We start from the raw sequence: 18,243 nt of genomic DNA, 5'->3' as shown, positions 1-18,243 counted from the left end.
CGCTTTTGGCGTTGATTTTACTCGGGACCAATGACCATTTCTGGGTGGAAAGCGGGCATTCGCCATCACCCTTGGTTCACGCTTGTTTATGGCGAATTTAGCGGTCAGCCTTGCTCGATTTTTGATTGCGACATTTCCAATCGGCGATATTTTTTCCTTCAATCGCTGGGCACACGAATTCGTATCGGTCGTATTCGTCGTCCTCTATCGCGATGTCGAAATTGTCCAACGCACCATTGTCCATGAAGACGGCCCCCGTCGCGTCGCAAGCAGCTTCGGGTTGGTCGGGAATGATACAGCCGACCGGATAGTGGTCGACTTGCGAGTAGCCGGTATTTTCGAGGTCTTTGACGGTCGGCGCATCAACTTCTGCGACGACGGCATACGGGGCCAGATCAATGTAAGGCGGATCGCCAACTGACCGTCCATCCTTGGCTGCGTCACTGGTTTGATCACAAGCGGAGGCAGCGATTGCCCCGACGAACATTACAATCCATTTCAGCATTACCAATCCCCGAGCAAGCTCTTGATGATGGCGAGATGGACGGGTTGGCGCAACGTCCGCAATGGGGTCGCTTCCTGAACGGCAGGTTTTTTTCAGACCTGCTCCATAGCCGCCACCCACCTCCGCTCAGCCTGAGCTTGTCGAAGGCCCCGCTATTCGGCGAGCGTAGGCGCGGGTCCTTCGACTTCGCGGGCTGAGGCCCGCGGCTCAGAGCCTGCCCTGCACTTGTTTCAGGGATGAGCGGGGGTGGGCTGGTGTTGGCAGCGGGGGTGCTCAAAGATGCGCCGCTTTTGACCCCACTAACGTGATAGCCACCTCATTTGTGGCCCAAGGCTTGGCCGCGACTGATCGCCCAAGTGCCCAGCAACACCCTGATGTCCCCAACAGGCGCAAACCGATGCTCTCCCGCGAACGAACTGCAGTGCCTCAATCCCGGTAATCGAGCGGCGGCTTGCGATCGCCGAGCAGCGAATTGTACGTGTAGTTCGGCCCCAAAGCTTGTTTGAACGCCGCCGTGGCCTCGTCGCGCAGGGCGGGGTTGGTGTACAGCTCGATCGCCGCCAGCGTCATCGCCTTGGCGGCGACCTGCGCGCCCTTGAAGCCGATCGACATGCCGCTCGCCGCGGCCGATTGCCAGCTGTGCGAGGACGTGCCCGGCACCCAGGTCGCGGTCCGCACGCCCACGGTGGGCGTGGCATAGGAGACATCGCCGACATCGGTCGAGCCATAGCCCAGGGTCACGTCATAGGGCTGAATCTCGCCCTGGCTGCCCAGCGGCAGGTCGGGCTTGTCGAAGCTCGCGCGGATGCCCTCGGCGAACCTGGTTTCCTCGGGCGTGTAGCTGATCCCGCCGACCTGGCGCAGCTTCATGTCCATCATCTTCGCCAGCGGCTCGTTGACCAGCAGCGCGTTGTTGCCGTGGATGATCTCCCATTCGACCTTGGTGCCGGTACCCTGCGCCGCGCCTTGCGCCGCCGCCTCGAGCCGGGTCCAGATGCGGCGGACCTCGTCGGCATCGGGGTGGCGGACATAATAGAAGACCTCGGCGAAATCGGGCACGACATTGGGCGCGCTGCCGCCTTCGGTGATGACATAGTGCATGCGTGTCTGCTGCGGCACATGCTCGCGCATCATGTTGGCCATCATGTTCATCGCCTCGACCCCGTCGAGCGCAGAGCGCGCGCGCTCGGGCGCGCCTGCGGCATGGGCGGAGACGCCGGTGAAGCGGAACTTGGCCGAACGGTTGGCGAGCGACGTGCGCGCCGCCGCGCTGTTCTCGTCATCGGCATGCCAGTGGATCGAGAAATCGACGTCCTTGAACAGGCCTTCGCGCACCAGATAGACCTTGCCGCTGCCGCCTTCCTCCGCCGGGGTGCCATAGAGCCGCACCCGGCCCGGCGTACCCGTGGCCTTGAGCCAGTCGCGCACCGCGAGCGCCGCGCCCAGCGATCCTGCCGCGAACAGATTGTGCCCGCAGGCATGCGCCGCGCCCTTGCCGGGCAGTTGCGCGCGCGTCGGCAGCGCATCCTGGTTGATGCCGGGCAGCGCGTCATATTCGGCGAGGATCGCGATCACCGGCCCGCCGCTGCCATATTCGGCGATGAATGCAGTGGGGATGCCCGCAACGCCCGGGGTCACCTTGAAGCCTGCGGTCTTCAGCCGCTCCTGCAGCAGCGCGCTTGACCGTTCCTCCTTGTAGCCGACCTCGGCCCATTCCCAGATCTGCCGCGCGACCTTCGCCGTGTCGTCATAGCGCGCATCGATCGCCTTAAGTGCCTGCGCGGCGGCGGCATCCTCGGCCTCGCCCGCGAGCGCGGCGGAGGGCAGGGCGAGAGCGAGCGTGGCGAGGAGAATATGTTTCATGGATACGGCCCCTTGGGTGAATATGGGCGCATCATGTTGAAAGCGAAGGAAAGGCGCAAGGGGGCTGACGGCTAGCGCCAATCCAGAAACCCGACCTTGATGCAATGGTCGATCATCCGGCGGAAGGCGGCGTCATCGATCGCCGGCGCGCTCATTCCGCCGATACGCTCGAGGCTGTCGCCCGCAAAGCAGGGGCTGCGCAGGAAATAGTCGAAGAATTGCGGGCCGATGCGCCGATGCACCATCGCGGTGCGGCGGTCGAGCATGGCGGCATCATAGACCTGAGGGTCGATCATCCGTGCCGGGACGGTGCCGGGATAATCGGCCACGATCCGCAGCATGTCCGCCATGGCGAACGGGGCAGAGCCTGCCAGATGCACCCGCGCGCCGTCGAACGCGGCCATATCCGCTGCCATCGTCATCAGCCCGGCGATGACATGGCAGATGGGAACGATCGCGAAAGCAGCATCGCGCGCGGCGGGGACAGCGCCGAGCAGCGGCGATCCGAACAGCCGGAACAGGTGGTGAAAGCCGTCGATCCGCGCGATCGCGCCATCGCTGAGCCGCCCGACGATGATCGCGGGGCGAGCGATCGCGGCGACTAGCCCGTCGCGCCGTGCCGCCTCGACCAGCGCTTCGGCGCGCGCCTTGCTTGCCTCATAGCCGTTGGTGAAGCTCGCATGCGGATCGGCCGGCGCCTCGCCGATCACGCCATCGGCGCGGCCGCAGACATAGGCGGTCGAGACGTGGAGCAGAGGGCAGCCCCAGGCGCGGGCAAGCGCGATGGCATGCGCGGTGCCGCCGACATTGATCGCTGCGTGCACCGCATCGCTGGCGGCGAAATCGACTGTCGCGGCGCAATGGATCAGCAGATCGATGCCGGCGGGCGGCTCGGCCATTCCGAAGCCCGGCTGTGCGACATCGCCCTGCAGCGCGGTCAGCGCGCCGATCCGGTCGCGACCGTCCATGTCGAGCACGTCGCGCCCTTCACCGCGCACCAGTGAGGAGACGCGGTGCCCGGCATCGAGCAGCGCCCCCGCCAGCGCGCCGCCGACAAGGCCCGTGGCCCCGGTCAGGAAGACGTGCATGCTCTGCTCCGTCCCGAAGGCCCAAACCACATCCGCTCAGCCTGAGCTTGTCGAAGGCCACGTGCAAGGGCCCCATATCGCACATCGTCATTCCCGCGAACGCGGGAATCCCGCTTTATTGCTTGCTTGGCGCAGAAGCGGGACCCCCGCCTTCGCGGGGGTGACGAGACGTTGGTAGGCGCGCGCGGCGCAAGGCCTTCGACAGGCTCAGGCTGAGCGGGCGTTGGGTGCATGGGGTGAATCAGGCGAGGGGACAGGCGACCGCTCAGCAGCACCCGGCAGCCACCACCCCGCCATCGCCCGCCGCCTGCGCGAAGGGCAACCCTCCGCCGCATCCCGCAAACACACCATAATGCGTCGAGAAATCGCCGATGAACTGGAAATGCGGCGCAAAGCGCGTGTCGGCCAGCATCTTCCAGCTGTTGCCGCAGATCGGGAAGATGCGGCCGCGTTCGATCTCGTGATGCTTGTCGAGCGTGAACACGCGCTCCTCGCCCTCGACCGTGCCCAGGTAGACCACCGCCTGGCCGTAATCCTCGCATTCGGGCTCCAGATCGTCGAGCTTGAACAGGCGGTAGGTGGCGGAGAAGAAGTCGATGCCGTCGAGCATTTCGGCAATGCGTGCGTCGCCGATGCCGAGCGGGCGGTCCTTGACGAGGCGTGGGTCAGTGAACCCGGCGGCCTTGGAAAGCTTGAGAAAATCGCCCCAGTAGAGCGCGCCGGACAGGCACTCGCCGTGCAGCACCGGGTCGCTGAGCAGATGCTGCGGCACGCGGCGGCTCGAATAGACGTCTGAGAAATACATCTCGCCGCCGGGCTTGAGCAGCCGGTGCGCATCGGCAAACACCTTGGCCTTGTCCGCCACCAGATTGATCACGCAGTTAGACACGATGATGTCGAAGCTGCCGGGCTCGAGGTCCAGCTCATCGAGCTTCTCGATATCGCCTTCGACAAAGCGCACGTTCGACCTGGCATAGCCGAACGCCTCGCGGTGCCATTCGAGATGCGCATTGGCGACCGCAAGCTGTTCGGGCGTCGCGTCGACGCCGACGACCTCGCCATGCTCGCCGACCAGCTGCGCCAGGATATAGGCGTCCTGGCCCGAGCCCGAGCCGAGATCGAGGATGCGCGCGCCTTGAATCGCCGAGGGGGCGATCAGCCCGCAGCCATAATAGCGCGCCTTGACGTCCGGATGGACATTGGCCAGCGCCTTGATGACGGCGAGGGGAGGGCGCTCTGCCGTGGTGCAGGCATCGGTGCGCAGGTCCGCCGATTCCGACAGCACCTTGCCATAATATTCGCGCGAATTTTCAAGATTCATGCTGGATTCCCCTCGCCATGACGCACAAACACTAGCCTTGCGCCCGCCGGGTAACCAGCGGCAAATTGAAGGCGAAGGGCAGTCCATGGCATATACGCATGACGTGATCGTGATCGGGGCGGGGTCGGCGGGCCTGGTCTGCTCGGGTGGCTGCGCGATGTTCGGGCTGAAGCCGCTGCTGATCGAGCGCGCCGCAATGGGTGGTGATTGCCTCAACACCGGCTGCGTGCCCAGCAAGGCGCTGATCTCCGCCGCGCACCGTGCGCACGACCTGCGCACCGCGAGCGAGTTCGGCATGGCCTCTGTCGAGCCCGTCGTCGATTTCCGCGCGGTGCACGATGCGGTGCACCAGGCGATCAAGACCATCGAACCGCATGACAGCGTCGAGCGCTTCGAGGGCATGGGCGTCGAGGTCGTGCGCGGCGACGCGACCTTTACCGGGCCGAAAAGCGTGGTGGTCGATGGCAGGACCTATAGCGCGCCGCGCATCGTCATCGCGGTGGGCAGCCGCGCCTTCGTCCCGCCGATCAGGGGGCTCGATGCGGTGCCCTATCTCACCAACCACAATGTCTGGGATCTGACCGAGCTGCCGCAGCGGCTGATCGTGCTGGGCGGCGGGCCGATCGGCATGGAACTGGCGCAGAGCTTCCGGCGGCTGGGGTCTCAGGTCGTGGTAGCGACACTCGGGCGGCCTTTCCCTAAGGACGATGCCGATGCCGCCAGGATCGTGATCGAGCGGCTCGAAAGCGAGGGGGTCGAGATCATCCTCGATGCCGAGGGCGATTCGGTCGAGAAAACTGCCGATGGCCTCAAGCTCACGCTCAAGGACGGGCGCACGCTGGAGGGATCGCATCTGCTGATCGCCACCGGGCGCGAAGTGAATTTCGACGGGCTGGGGCTGGAGGTCGCGGGCGTAGCCTTTGACAAGAAGGGCATCCGGGTCGATGCCCGGCGGCGGACCAGTGTTCGACACATCTATGCGATCGGTGACTGCCGAGACGGCCCGCGCTTCACCCATGCCAGCGGATACGAAGGCGGCAATGTCGCGCTCGAGATCAGCTTGGGGGTCCCCACCAAGGCCAATTATTCAGCGCTCCCCTGGGTCACCTATACCGATCCCGAACTCGCGCAGGTCGGCCTGACCGAGGAGGAGGCGCGCGGCCGGTTCGGCGACAAGGTGACCGTATGGCGCGAGGATTTCGACCATAACGACCGCGCGGTGACCGAGCGCGAGGTCACCGGTTTCGTCAAGCTGGTCAAGAAGGGCAGCAAGGTGATCGGCGGCACCGTGGTCGGGCGCGGCGCGGGCGACCTGATCCTGCCGATCGCGATGATGATCGCGGGCAAATCCTCGACCTTCGGCGTTGCCAGCCTGATCGTGCCCTATCCCAACCGCTCGGAGCACATCAAGGCGGCGGCCTTCGCGTCGGATGAGGGCAAGGTGTTCAACAAGTGGTCACGCGGCTGGGCGCGGTTTCTGGCGCGGTTGAGGGGGTGAGGGGTTGGACGCGCGGGGAGATGGTGCATCAGGTTTCGGGTGACGAGCTCTAACGGGCAGATGACGGGGACTGGGTAGGAAAGCTCCCGTCTAGCTAGAGTCGGCCAACGAATTCATTGGTAGCTTTGTTGTAGCAGAAGGCCGGCGAAGGACGATGAATGAGAACATCGCTTCGCAACACGACAATCACTATGCAGCGTTTCGTTTGACCTTCAAAATAGAAACCTGCTGTTTCAGCGTATCGATCATAGATCTTGCGTTCTTCTGGATCGATTCGGCGTAATGCGTCATCTAGTAGAAGGGCGTCTACATCACTACCAATTCGCAAACCGTCTCGTCGGACAAACTTCGTGTCTGTCGAAATGTTCGGTGAACATGAGATCGACAATAGCGCGATAGATAAAGATAATAGCCCTCGCATGACGCCGTTCTGCGGCAAGATATTGAAGTCCGCAATGGGTCGTTTGTTGAACGGCAGCTTTTTTCTAAGCTGCGCCAAGCCGGCCAGCCCGTCCGCTCAGCCTGAGCCGGTCGAAGGCCCCGGGCTGGCGGTCCAGATATTGTGCTCGTCACCCCCGCGCAGGCGGGGTCCCACTTTCTTTACGATAGTCGGGCAACAAGCGGGATTCCCGCGTTTGCGGGGATGGGGGCGGAACGGTGTTGCGGGGCCTTCGACAGGCTCAGGCTGAGCGGGGATGGTTATGGAGTCCCGTGCCTCACCGTCTGGAGATGGGCCCCTGCCTTCGCAGGGGACCCGTTGGTGCGAAGACGCGCCTGGAAGGGGTGACAGCGCTGGCCCGCGCCCCACCCGCCGCAATCATCGTAAAATCATCTTCGCCATCAAACACTAACGCTATGTTCACCCTTTTTCGTCATAGCTGCTGCCAATCTGCGTGAACCCGGCCCGGCAAACCGCTGTGCCCAGGGGATTCGCGGGGCGACGAAAAAGGTGTTGAAATGGAACTGCTCCGTCTGTTGAAAATGGCCATCGCGGCCCTGGCGACCACCGCTCTGCTGGCGGCCTGCGCCACGACCTCGACCGGCCCGCAGCTTCCTCCGGCATCGTTCGTTTCGCTCTCCGATGGGCCCGGCGAGGAATATATCATCGGGCCGCTCGATGAATTGACCGTGTTCGTCTGGCGCAATCCCGAGCTTGGCGCGAAGGTGCAGGTGCGGCCCGATGGCCGGATCACCACGCCGCTGATCACCGACATGCCCGCCGTCGGCAAGACCCCGACCATGCTGGCCGAGGACATCAAGCTGCAGCTGTCGCAGTATATCCAGGAGCCGATCGTCTCGGTGATCGTCAACAGCTTTGCCGGCACCTTCTCGCAACAGGTGCGCATCGTCGGCGCGACCGAAAAGCCCGCATCGATCCCGTACCGCGCCAACATGACGCTGCTCGACGCGATGATCGCGGTCGGTGGCCTGTCCGAATTCGCCGCGGGCAACCGCGCCAAGCTGGTGCGCTTCGACAAGGTGTCGGGCCGCCAGCAGGAATATCCGATCAAATTGGGTGACCTCATCAAGAAGGGCGACAGCCGCGCGAACGTGCTGCTGCAGCCCGGCGATGTCATCATCATCCCCGAAAGCATGTTCTAAGGCCCAAGCCTGACCGCCCGCAGCGCAACAGCGAAAGAAAAGCCTGACCGATGAATGGCCTGTACGAAGAATTCCGGATCGCGGTACACAGCGTGTGGCAACGCCGCTGGATTGCCATGGCGATCGCCTGGGTAATCTGTCTCGTCGGCTGGCTGGCGGTCGCGATGATCCCCAATACCTATGAATCGCAGGCCAAGCTGTTCGTCCAGACCAAGTCGATCCTGCCCGAGAATACCGGCGTCAATCCGGCCGAGCAGCAGAAGCAGATCGACACGGTGCAGCAGACGCTGACCTCGGCTGCGAACCTGGAAAAGGTCGTGCGCGGCACCGATCTGGGCAAGGGGCTTGTGACTCCGCGCGAGATCGAGGGCGCGGTGAACGGCCTGCGCAGCGCGATCAAGATCAAATCCGAACAGAGCAACCTGTTCGAGATTTCTGCCACGATGACCGCATCGGGGCGCTCCGACGGCGAGGCGGCGAACCTGTCGCGCGCTGTGGTGCAGAAGCTGATCGACCTTTTCGTGGAGGAAAACCTGGCCGGTGGCCGAGGCGAGACAAGCGACACGCTGCGCTTTCTGAACGAGCAGATCGCCAAGCGGCAGAAGGAACTCGAGATTGCCGAGCAGAAGCGGGTGAAATTCGAGACCGAGAATCTCGGCATGCTGCCCGGCATCGGCTCGGTGAGCCAGCGGCTCGAACAGGGCCGGGTCGAGATCAACCAGATCGATTCGCAGCTGATCGCCGCGCAGAGCGCGCTGGCTGCGATCAACGGCCAGATTGCCGGCACGCCGCAGACAATCGCCGGTGGCACGACCGGGGCCGTCAATCCGCTCGCGCAGGCCCAGGGTGAGCTTGCTGGAATGAAGGCGCGCGGGCTGACCGATCAGCATCCCGATGTCCAGGCGATCAAGAACCAGATCGCCGCGCTCAAGGCCGCAGGCGCGGGGGCGAGCACGGCCTATGGCGTGCCCAATCCGGCTTACAGCTCGCTGGTCAGCATGAAGGCCGAGCGCCAGGCGGCGGTCTCCGCGCTGCAGCAGCGCAAGGCTTCGCTGCAGGGCGAGATGAACGCGATGGTGGCCAAGCAGATCCAGGAGCCGGGTGTAGCCGCCGAGCAGGCGCGCATCGCACGCGACTATGAGGTTCTGAAGGCGCAATATGACAAGCTGCTCGCCGATCGCGAGCAGGTGCGGCTGCGCGGCCAGGTGGAGACGCAGACCGACGCGGTCCGTTTCGACCTGATCACGCCGCCGTCGAGCCCGCGCACGCCGATTGCGCCCAAGCGGCCGCTGCTGCTCGCTGCGGTGCTGTTTGCAGGCATTGCCGGTGGCATCGGCGGAGCGTTCGCGCTCGGCCAGCTGAGCGCCAGCTATCCCACCTCGGCCAAGCTGGAGGCGGCCTCGGGCCTGCCAGTGATCGGATCGATCTCGCAGATGCTCACCCAGGCGCAGCGCGACGAGCGCAAGCGCAAGCTGCGCATCTATATCGGCTCGGGCGGGGCGCTGGTCGGTGTCTTCCTGGTGCTGCTGATCATCGAGTTCATCCAGCGCGGTTCGGTGGTTTGAGGGGCGAAAGAGACATGACCATGCACGATCCTATCAAGTCGCCCGACAAGGACGAAGGCCCGCGCTCGTTGATCGAGCGCGCTTCGCAGATGTACGATTTCCGCAAGGCGCTGAGCCCGGAAGCACCGAAACTGCCCGAAGCGCCGGTCGCGCCGCCCGCGGCGGTGGCCATGCCGGCTCCAGCTCCGATGGTGCCGCCGGTTGCGCCTGCGCCGGTTGTGGCCGCTCCCGTCGTTCCGCCGGTTGCCGCCGCGCCCGTCGCGCCGCGCGCGCCGGTGCTGCCCGTGGCCGAGGTCGATCGCGACCTACTGCGCGAATCCGCGTTCATCGTGCCCGATGGTCCGGTGACCAGCATCTCCGAAGAGTTCCGCATCGTGAAGCGCCGCCTGCTCGCCAGCGTGCAGGCCGAGATCAATGCAGGCCTCGGCGTTGCGGCGCAGCGCATCCTGATCTGCTCAGCCAATCCGGGCGACGGCAAGACCTATAGCGCGATCAACCTCGCGCTCTCGATCGCGACCGAAAAGGACCATGACGTCGTGCTGGTCGATGCCGATTTCGCCAAGCCCAGCATTCTTTCCTCGCTGGGCATTGCCGGGCAGAGCGGGCTGATGGACGCGCTGGCCGATCCGGCGGTGGACGTGCAGGACCTGATCATCCCGACCGACATTCCGGGGCTTTCGGTGCTCCCCGCCGGGCGTCAGACCAATACCGACAGCGAATATCTCGCTTCGGCACGCACCCAGGAGGTGCTGGCCAGTCTGACCGCCGGACGTCCGGGCCGGATCGTGATCTTCGATTCGCCGCCGCTGCTCGCGGCATCGCCTGCTGCGACGATCGCGCAGCATGTCGGCCATGCGCTGATGGTGGTGCGCGCCGATGTCACCAGCGAACGCGCGCTGCGCGATGCGCTCAGCCTGATTGCCGGATGCAACCAGATTCAGCTGCTGCTCAACGGGGTGAAATTCTCCCCCTCGGGTCGCAGCTTCGGATCCTATTACGGATATGGAGAATGACCATGGCAAGATGGTCGGATTTCAAGGGTAGCAGGGCGGGCCTTTCGCTGGCCGCGCTGGCGGCGGCGGCGGCCATGCCCCAGTCCGCTCTGGCGCAGCAGGGCGGCGGGGTCGATCCCGGTATCGGCCAGGGGCAGAGCCAGGGGCAGGGCGGTCGCAGCGGCGGGCTGGCCAATGGCCGCCGGTCGGTCGTCGTACCCTATCTCGAAGTCGGCCAGGTGCTGAGCGCCGATCTCAAGAATGGCGGCGACCTTTTGACCTACAGCCTGGCCGCAGTCGGCGTCGATGCGGCGGTCGCGACCTCGCGCGCCGAGGCGCAGGTCAGCGTTCGCTATGAGCGGCGCTTCTCGTGGAATGACGATTTCGGCGACGAGGACGCGATCAGCGGTATCGCGCGCGGCAATCTGCAGATCATCCCCAACACGCTGTCGCTCGAGGCAGGTGCGCTCGGCATACGCTCGCGCGTCGACAATCGTGGCGCAGCCCCCAGCAACCTGATCGGCGGATCGGACAATGTCACGCAGATCTATTCGGTTTATGCCGGCCCGACATTGGCGACGCAGGTCGGCACGGTCGATGTCAACGCGCTCTACCGGATCGGCTATACCAAGGTAGAGGCCGACGCGGTCGCCTTGCCCGCAGGCGCGCTGCCGCTCGACCTGTTCGACGACAGCGTCAACCATGCCGCGAGCCTTGCCATCGGCCAGCAGCCGGGCGGCTTCCTGCCCATCGGCTGGTCGGTCAGCGGCGGCTGGTATCGCGAGGATGCAAGCCAGCTCGACCAGCGCTTCGACGACAAGATCGTCCGCGCGGATGTCACCGTTCCGGTCAGTGCGACGCTCGCGCTGGTCGGCGGCGTGGGCTATGAGGATATCGAGATTTCCGAGCGCGACGCGGTGCGCGATGCCACCGGCGCGCCGGTCGTCGGCAATGACGGACGGCTTGTCACCAACCGCAATTCGCCGCGCCTGCTGTCCTACGACCAGGATGGCCTGATCTGGGATGTCGGCGTGCTGTGGCGGCCCAGCCGCCGCACCTCACTCGAGGCGCGGGTGGGCAAGCGCTATGACAGCCTGACCTATTACGGCACCTTCAGCTACACGCCCAACCAGCGCGTGGCGGCGAACGTGACGGTGTACGATCTGGTCGCCGGCTTCGGATCGCGACTGAACGACAATCTGGCGGGCCTTCCCACGCAGTTCGATGCGACGCGCAATCCGCTCAGCGGCGACCTCAACGCGTGCTTCTTTGGCGTGGGCGGTGGCGGCAACTGCCTCAACGACGCGCTGCAGTCGGTCGCTTCGTCGGCCTTCCGCACGCGCGGGGTCACCGGGCAGATCAGCCTGACCAGCGGCGACTGGCAGCACGGCTTTGGCGCAGGCTATAGCCGCCGCAAATTCTTTGCGGCCGACAACGGCGCTCTGGCGGGTTTCGACCAGACGATCGACGAAATCTGGTTCGCCAGCTATGTCGGTGCCAAGCAGATCGACGCGCGCTCCAGTATCACCGGCACCATCTATGCCAACTATCTGGAAAATGGCCCTGGACAACTGCTCAACGGCGGCGCCAGCGATGTTCTGGGTCTCGGCACCAATCTTGCCTATGGCCGCAACTTCACCAACCGCTTCAACGGGACGCTGGCGCTGGGGCTCGACTATTTCGATCCCAAGGGCTTCGAAAGCAATCTGGTAGCCTCCGCGCTTCTGGCGCTGCGCTATTCGTTCCAGTAACATTGACGTGATGATCAGGGGGAAAGCCCATGTTTGAGACCCATTATGGCCTGACCGGACGGCCCTTTCAGCTAACCCCCGATCCGCGTTTCTATTTCGAGAGCGCGACCCACCGCAAGGCGATGTCGTATCTCGGCTATGGCCTGGCACAGGGCGAAGGCTTCATCATCATCACCGGCGAGATCGGTGCGGGCAAGTCGACGCTGGTCGCGCATCTGATGCAGACCGTGGACACGGCGCGGCTGACCGCAGCGCAGATCGTCACCACCCAGCTCAAGGGCGATGACCTGCTGCACATGGTCGCGAGCAGCTTCGGCGTAGCCACGGCGGGGCTCGACAAGACGGGCACGCTGGCCGCGATCGAGCATTTCCTCCACACAGAAGCACGCGCCGGTCGTCGCTGCCTGCTGGTGGTCGATGAATCGCAGAACCTGCCCATGCCCGCGCTCGAAGAGCTGCGCATGCTGTCGAACTTCCAGCTCGGCAGCCATCCGCTGCTGCAGATCTTCCTGCTCGGCCAGCCCGAATTCCGCGCGATGGTGCACGGCGCACCTGGCCTGGAACAGCTGCGCCAGCGGATCATCGCGACGCACCATCTGGGCGCGATGGAACTCGCCGAAGTGCAGCCCTATGTCGAACACCGGTTGAAGCTGGTCGGCTGGACCGGACGCCCGGCCTTTGCCGACGATGTCTGGGCGCGCCTGTTTGCCGAAACCGGCGGCATACCGCGCAAGGTCAACATGCTGATCAACCGCGTGCTGCTGATGGCGGCGGTGGATGCTCGCGAAACCATCGACGCGTCGCTGATCGATGCCGTGCTGGCCGATCTGGCCATGGACCAGATGAATGACGAGGACTGGCAGAACGAGGCCATGCTGGCGAGCGCTGCGCGCCATGCCGAATATGCTGCTCCTGTCGCTCCTGCTCCGGAAGCGGCAGCGCCAGCAGCTCCGTCCGCCGTTCCAGAGGTCAGCCGCAGCGATTTCAACCATTTCGTCCGCGAGGTGCGCGCCTTTGCCACCGAACAGCAGGATGCGCGCGCGCTGCTGGTGCAGGAGTTGCAGGCCGCGCTTGATCGGGTCGATGCGCTGGAATCGCGCCCCGCACCCGTCACCGATGTCGAGCCGCTGGTCCGGCGGATCGAGGCGCTGGAAAGGCTGCAGGCCGAACAGCAACAGACGCTGCACCGTGTGCTTGCGCTTCTGGTCGGCTGGGTCGAAGACGATTCTGCTGGCATGTGGCCCAAGGGCCGGGCAGCCTGACCGGAATGATTTTGCCCCATGGGGCCGGGAGTGAATGACCGTGCGCGAAGCATCGCTGGGCCAGCATCGCACTGCCGACAGGCGCATCGTCAACGGCCTCTCGGTTGATGTCGAAGAGTATTTTCAGGTCGGCGCGTTCGAGAACACGATCGATCCGGCCGACTGGGATGGCATTGCCAGCCGCGTCGAGCTGAACACCGGCGCGGTGCTCGACCTGTTCGCGCGCTGCGGGGTCAAGGCGACCTTCTTCACATTGGGCTGGGTCGCGCATCGGCACCCGGCGCTGATCCGCCGCATCATCGCCGAGGGGCACGAGATCGCCAGCCATGGCTGGGACCACACGCGCGTCTTCACGATGACGCCCGACCAGTTCGCCGAGGATATCGACAAGGCGCGCAAGGCGCTCGAGGATGCGGGCGGCGTGGCGATCAAGGGCTATCGCGCGCCGAGCTTCTCGATCGACCAGCGCACGCCTTGGGCGCACCCGATCCTCGCCGAGCGCGGCTATGCCTATTCGTCGAGCGTCGCCCCGATCGCGCACGACCATTACGGCTGGCGCGAAGCACCGCGCTTCGCCTTTCATCCGGTCGAGGGATCGGACCTGATCGAGCTGCCGGTGACCACGGTGCAGCTCGGCGAGCGCCGCTTCGGCGCGGGCGGCGGCGGGTTCTTCCGCATCCTGCCCTATGCGCTGTCGCGCTGGGCGCTGAACCGCGTGAACATGACCGACGGTCAGCCCGCGATCTTCTATTTCCATCCCTGGGAGGTCGATCCCGACCAGCCGCGCGTCGAAGGTGCGCCGCTGCGCTCGCGGCTGCGGCATTATACCGGGCTGGACGCGATGGCCGACAAGCTCGAGCGGCTGACGCGCGACTTCAGCTGGTGCCGGATCGACGAGATCGCGCTTCCGCTCGCGGCGGGCAAGCTGTGATGTTGCACTTCGCGCCGCCCGTGATGGCCGCACCTGCGGTCCGCATCGTTCCGCTGGGCGATGCGCAGGAACGCGCGCGGCTCGCGGCCTGGATCGAAGCGCACCCCTCCGCCACCGCGTTTCACCGGCTGGTCTGGGGCGAGGCTGTCGCAAAGGCCACCGGGCATGAGCTGCTGGCACTGGTGGCGGGAGATGCTGCGGGTTCGATCACGGGCTATCTGCCGCTGCATGTCGTGCATTCGCCGCTGTTCGGGCGCGCGATCGTCTCGGCGGGCTTTGCGGTCGATGGCGGCATCCTCGCCGATGACGCGGCGACGGCCGCCGTGCTGGCCGACGCGGCCTGGCTGCAAAGCGAGCGCCATAGCGCACCGACGCTCGAACTGCGCGGCGGCTTGCTGCCGCACGACCCGCGCTGGACGATCAAGTCGGACGCGCATGCTGGGTTCATCGCCGATCTGGTTGCCGACGGTCCCGATGCCGACCAGAAGCAGCTCGAATGGATTCCGCGCAAGCAGCGCGCCGAGGTCCGCAAGGGTCTGGCGAATGGCATGACCGTGCGCACCGGCACGTCCGCGCTCGACCGGCAACAGCATTATGCCGTCTATGCCGAGAGCGTGCGCAATCTCGGCACGCCGGTCTTTCCGCGCGCGCTGTTCGATGCGGTGCTCGATGGCTTCGGCGACGATGCCGATATCCTCACGGTCCTGAAGGACGACGTCCCCGTGGCGAGCGTGCTCAGCCTTTATCATCGCGGCACCGTGATGCCCTATTGGGGCGGCGGGGTCTGGGCGGCGCGAGGGCTGCGCGCCAACGATGTCATGTATTATGCGCTGATGAACCATGCGCGCGCGCGCGGCTGCGCCCGGTTCGATTTCGGCCGGTCGAAGGTCGATAGCGGCGCGTTTGCGTTCAAGAAGAACTGGGGCTTCGCGCCTGCGCCGCTCAGCTATGCGGTGCGCAATGCCGATGGGCTGCCGCCGCGCGACGTCAATCCGCTGAGCCCCAAATATCGGCTGCAGATCGCGCTTTGGCAGCGGCTGCCGCTTGGCATCGCCAACCGGCTTGGTCCCTGGATCGCCAACGGGCTCGGCTGATGGGCGAGCTGCTCTTCCTGGCGCATCGAATCCCGTTTCCGCCCGACCGCGGTGACAAGATCCGCTCGCACGCGATCCTCAAGGCGCTGGCAGCGCGCGGACCGGTGCATGTCGCCACCTTTGGCGAGACGGACGCGGACATGGCCGCCGAGGCCGACCTGTCAGCGATCGCAGCCAGCCACCTGCTGGTACGGCGCACGATCTCGAACCTGCGCGCCGGGCTCAACGCCTTGCCCAGCGGCAAGCCGGTGTCTCTGACCGCCTTCGATAGCCAGGATATTCGGCATTATATCGCCCGGCTGCTGGCGACCCGTCCGATCGACGCGATCTTTGTGTTCTCGGGTCAGATGGCGCAGTTCATTCCGCCCAGCTTTGCCGGGCGCGTGGTCATCGATTTCGTCGACATGGATTCGGCCAAGTTCGCTGCTTATGCCAAGGCGACCGCCGGTCCGATGAAGCTCGTCCACGCGCGCGAGGCGCGGCTGCTCGGCGCGTTCGAACGGCAGATGGCGCGCAGAGCGCAGCTCAGCCTGTTCTGCAGCCCCACAGAGGTGGCCGAGTTCCGGCTGGGCCTTGGCGATCCGCAGGTGTGCGTGGACCCGGTGGTCAATGGCATCGATACGGCCTTCTACGATCCCGTCGGTGTCGGCCCTGCGCCTTATGCGGGCGAGGCGGGGCCGCATCTCGTGTTCACCGGCCAGATGGATTATGCGCCTAATGTCGATGCGGTGGTCCATTTTGCCGAGGCCGTGCTGCCCGCCGTCCAGAAGCAGCTGCCCGATGCGCGGTTTCATATCGTCGGCCGCAATCCCGCTCCTGCGGTGCGCGCGCTCGAAGGGCGTGCCGGGGTGCATGTGGTGGGCGCGGTCGACGACATCCGCCCGTGGATCGGTTCGGCCGACATGGTGGTCGCGCCTTTGCGCATAGCACGCGGCATCCAGAACAAGGTGCTCGAAGCCATGGCGATGGCGCGCCCGGTCATCGCATCGGGCGCGGCAGCCGAAGGCATTGTCGCGCAATCGGGCGCGCATTTCATGGTCGCGCGCGACGATGCGGCCATGGTCGATGCCGTTTGCGCGCTGGCGGCCGATCAAGACCGTGCTGCCGCTATCGGGGCAGCGGCGCGCGCGCATATGCTGAAGCATTATCAATGGGATGCGCAGCTCGCTCCGCTGCTCGCCTGGCTCGACCAGCCACCCGCCCTGGTACCGAGCGCAGCCTGATGGCGAGCCTCGCTGCAGACATTCCCGAAACCGCCGAACCCAAGCCGCTCAGCTCCGCCTGGCGCTCGGCGCTCATCCGGCTCGGCATCGCCTGGATGGCGATCCTTGCGGCGTTTGCACGCGATGCGCTGGATATGGTGGCAATCTGGTGGGACAGTTCGACGTTCAACCATATCCTGCTGATCCCGTTCATCCTTGGCTGGCTCGTCATGCAGCGCACGCAGGAGCTCAAGCGGATCACGCCCTCGCTCTGGTGGCCCGGTCTGCTGGTCATGGCGGTAGCGAGCGGTGGCTGGGTGCTGGGCGAGGCGGCGGGCGTCGCGCTGGCGCGGCATCTGGCGCTCGTGATGCTGCTCCAGGGCAGCACGCTGGCGCTGCTCGGCCCGCATGTCGGCCGCGCGCTGCTGTTCCCGCTCGGCTATGCCTTCTTCCTTGTGCCCGTGGGCGAGGAGCTGGTCCCGCCGCTGCAGACGATCACGGCGGATATCTCGATGCTGCTGCTCGGCTGGTCGGGCATCCCCGCGCATATCGAGGGCGTGTTCATCTCCACCCCGACCGCGCTGTTCCGCGTCGCGGAAGCCTGTTCGGGGGTCAAGTTCCTCATCGCGATGGTCGCCTATGGCGTACTGGTCGCCAATGTCTGCTTCAACAGCTGGCCCCGCCGGATCGGCATCGTCGCCTTGTCGATCGTCATCCCGATCCTCGCCAACGGCGTCCGCGCCTTCGGGACGATCTATATCGCCGACCTGTACGGGCTCGATTTCGCGGCAGGCTTCGACCATGTCTTCTACGGCTGGATATTCTTCGCGATCGTACTGATCCTGGTGATGGCGATCGGCTGGCGCTTCTTCGACCGCCAGGTCACCGATCCGTTCCTCGATCCGGCGACCGCAGACCGCCTTGCGCAAGCCTCGCGCAAGCTGCCGCCCCAGGATCGGCTGGTGATCGCGGGCGCAGCGCTGCTGCTTGCGGCGCCGCTGGGCTGGGCGCTGATGGGGCTGCCCGATCCCGCACCGCTGCCCGCGCGCAACAGCCTGCCCGAAATCGCAGGCTGGCAGCGGGTGGGCTATGCCCCCGACACCGCCTGGATGCCGCGCGCCCAGGGCAGCGACCGGCGCTGGATCGCCAGCTATGTTCGCGAGGGCCAGCGCGTCGATGTCTATGCTGCGCTGTTCGACGGCCAGTCCGAAGGGCGCGAGATTACCGGTTATGGCCAGGGCGCGCTCGATCCCGACGGCCGCTGGTCGTGGGTGGAGCAGGGGCCAGCGGTCGCTGACGGCAAAGCCGATATCATAACCGGACCGGGAAGAGTGGTGCGTGATGTAGCGACCTTCTATCGCGTCGGCGGTGTCGTCACCGGCAGCAATCTCGGCATCCGTCTGGAATCGCTCAAGGCGCGGTTGCTGCGACAGAGCCAGCCAGCGATGATCCTGATCGTCTCGGCCCAGCGCAACGGCGATGGTGCGGCGCGTCCGGCCATCGATGCGCTGCTGCGCGATGCGGGCGGGGCCCAGAAACTCACTGATACCATCCTGGCGGGGCGCTGAT

At 65.4% G+C, this 18,243-nt stretch carries 15 protein-coding genes; 10 read left to right on the top strand and 5 right to left on the bottom strand.

Annotation, left to right across the window (positions count from 1 at the left end):
* Window positions 1-97: 97 nt before the first annotated feature.
* The 4 genes from FG486_RS01540 to FG486_RS01525 all read right to left on the bottom strand — a co-directional run bounded on the left by FG486_RS01540 (window position 98) and on the right by FG486_RS01525 (window position 4,777).
* On the bottom strand, window positions 98-625 hold the full coding sequence (locus tag FG486_RS01540; protein WP_181266178.1) for a hypothetical protein: 528 nt from the start codon (window positions 623-625) through the stop codon (window positions 98-100).
* 306 nt (window positions 626-931) lie between these two features.
* On the bottom strand, window positions 932-2,368 hold the full coding sequence (locus FG486_RS01535; RefSeq protein ID WP_181266176.1) for an amidohydrolase: 1,437 nt from the start codon (window positions 2,366-2,368) through the stop codon (window positions 932-934).
* 71 nt (window positions 2,369-2,439) lie between these two features.
* A complete protein-coding gene (locus FG486_RS01530; RefSeq protein ID WP_181266175.1) occupies window positions 2,440-3,456 on the bottom strand; it encodes an SDR family oxidoreductase in 1,017 nt (338 codons plus the stop codon).
* A 265-nt stretch (window positions 3,457-3,721) separates the two neighbouring features.
* Entirely contained in the window at window positions 3,722-4,777 is a 1,056-nt protein-coding gene (locus FG486_RS01525; protein WP_181266173.1) for a methyltransferase domain-containing protein, read from the bottom strand.
* A gap of 85 nt (window positions 4,778-4,862) precedes the next feature.
* On the opposite strand from FG486_RS01525, the gene FG486_RS01520 reads away from it, so the two are divergent.
* Entirely contained in the window at window positions 4,863-6,275 is a 1,413-nt protein-coding gene (locus FG486_RS01520) for a dihydrolipoyl dehydrogenase family protein (protein ID WP_181266172.1), read from the top strand.
* 94 nt (window positions 6,276-6,369) lie between these two features.
* Here FG486_RS01520 and FG486_RS01515 read toward each other — a convergent pair whose 3' ends face one another.
* Window positions 6,370-6,774, bottom strand: coding sequence for a hypothetical protein (locus FG486_RS01515; protein WP_181266171.1), 405 nt, complete (start codon window positions 6,772-6,774; stop codon window positions 6,370-6,372).
* Window positions 6,775-7,256: 482 nt separating this feature from the next.
* Between FG486_RS01515 and FG486_RS01510 the strand changes: the two genes are divergently transcribed.
* The 9 genes from FG486_RS01510 to xrtA are packed head-to-tail and all read left to right on the top strand — an operon-like array spanning window position 7,257 to window position 18,242.
* Window positions 7,257-7,877 (top strand): XrtA/PEP-CTERM system exopolysaccharide export protein, encoded by a 621-nt coding sequence (locus FG486_RS01510; RefSeq protein WP_181266819.1) that lies wholly within the window; start codon window positions 7,257-7,259, stop codon window positions 7,875-7,877.
* A 50-nt stretch (window positions 7,878-7,927) separates the two neighbouring features.
* The gene (locus FG486_RS01505; RefSeq protein WP_181266170.1) at window positions 7,928-9,442 is read left to right on the top strand and encodes an XrtA system polysaccharide chain length determinant; all 1,515 of its coding nucleotides are present in this window, start codon (window positions 7,928-7,930) and stop codon (window positions 9,440-9,442) included.
* A gap of 14 nt (window positions 9,443-9,456) precedes the next feature.
* The gene (locus FG486_RS01500) at window positions 9,457-10,455 is read left to right on the top strand and encodes a P-loop NTPase family protein (protein ID WP_181266169.1); all 999 of its coding nucleotides are present in this window, start codon (window positions 9,457-9,459) and stop codon (window positions 10,453-10,455) included.
* The gene (locus tag FG486_RS01495) at window positions 10,452-12,185 is read left to right on the top strand and encodes a hypothetical protein (protein WP_241695551.1); all 1,734 of its coding nucleotides are present in this window, start codon (window positions 10,452-10,454) and stop codon (window positions 12,183-12,185) included. Before FG486_RS01500 ends, FG486_RS01495 begins: the two co-directional genes overlap by 4 nt.
* Window positions 12,186-12,214: 29 nt before the next feature.
* Window positions 12,215-13,447, top strand: coding sequence for an XrtA/PEP-CTERM system-associated ATPase (locus FG486_RS01490; protein ID WP_181266167.1), 1,233 nt, complete (start codon window positions 12,215-12,217; stop codon window positions 13,445-13,447).
* A gap of 34 nt (window positions 13,448-13,481) precedes the next feature.
* Window positions 13,482-14,378, top strand: coding sequence for an XrtA system polysaccharide deacetylase (locus FG486_RS01485; RefSeq protein WP_181266166.1), 897 nt, complete (start codon window positions 13,482-13,484; stop codon window positions 14,376-14,378).
* The gene (locus FG486_RS01480) at window positions 14,378-15,472 is read left to right on the top strand and encodes a FemAB family XrtA/PEP-CTERM system-associated protein (RefSeq protein WP_241695550.1); all 1,095 of its coding nucleotides are present in this window, start codon (window positions 14,378-14,380) and stop codon (window positions 15,470-15,472) included. Before FG486_RS01485 ends, FG486_RS01480 begins: the two co-directional genes overlap by 1 nt.
* On the top strand, window positions 15,472-16,695 hold the full coding sequence (locus FG486_RS01475; protein ID WP_181266165.1) for a TIGR03087 family PEP-CTERM/XrtA system glycosyltransferase: 1,224 nt from the start codon (window positions 15,472-15,474) through the stop codon (window positions 16,693-16,695). Before FG486_RS01480 ends, FG486_RS01475 begins: the two co-directional genes overlap by 1 nt.
* A complete protein-coding gene (gene xrtA / locus FG486_RS01470; protein ID WP_181266164.1) occupies window positions 16,695-18,242 on the top strand; it encodes an exosortase A in 1,548 nt (515 codons plus the stop codon). Before FG486_RS01475 ends, xrtA begins: the two co-directional genes overlap by 1 nt.
* Window position 18,243: the final 1 nt, after the last annotated feature.

It is taken from the genome of Blastomonas ursincola (genome assembly GCF_013607875.1).
GTDB classification, from domain to species: domain Bacteria; phylum Pseudomonadota; class Alphaproteobacteria; order Sphingomonadales; family Sphingomonadaceae; genus Blastomonas; species Blastomonas ursincola.
Note: the sequence above shows the minus strand (reverse complement) of the source record. Positions and strands in the feature narration are given on the sequence as shown.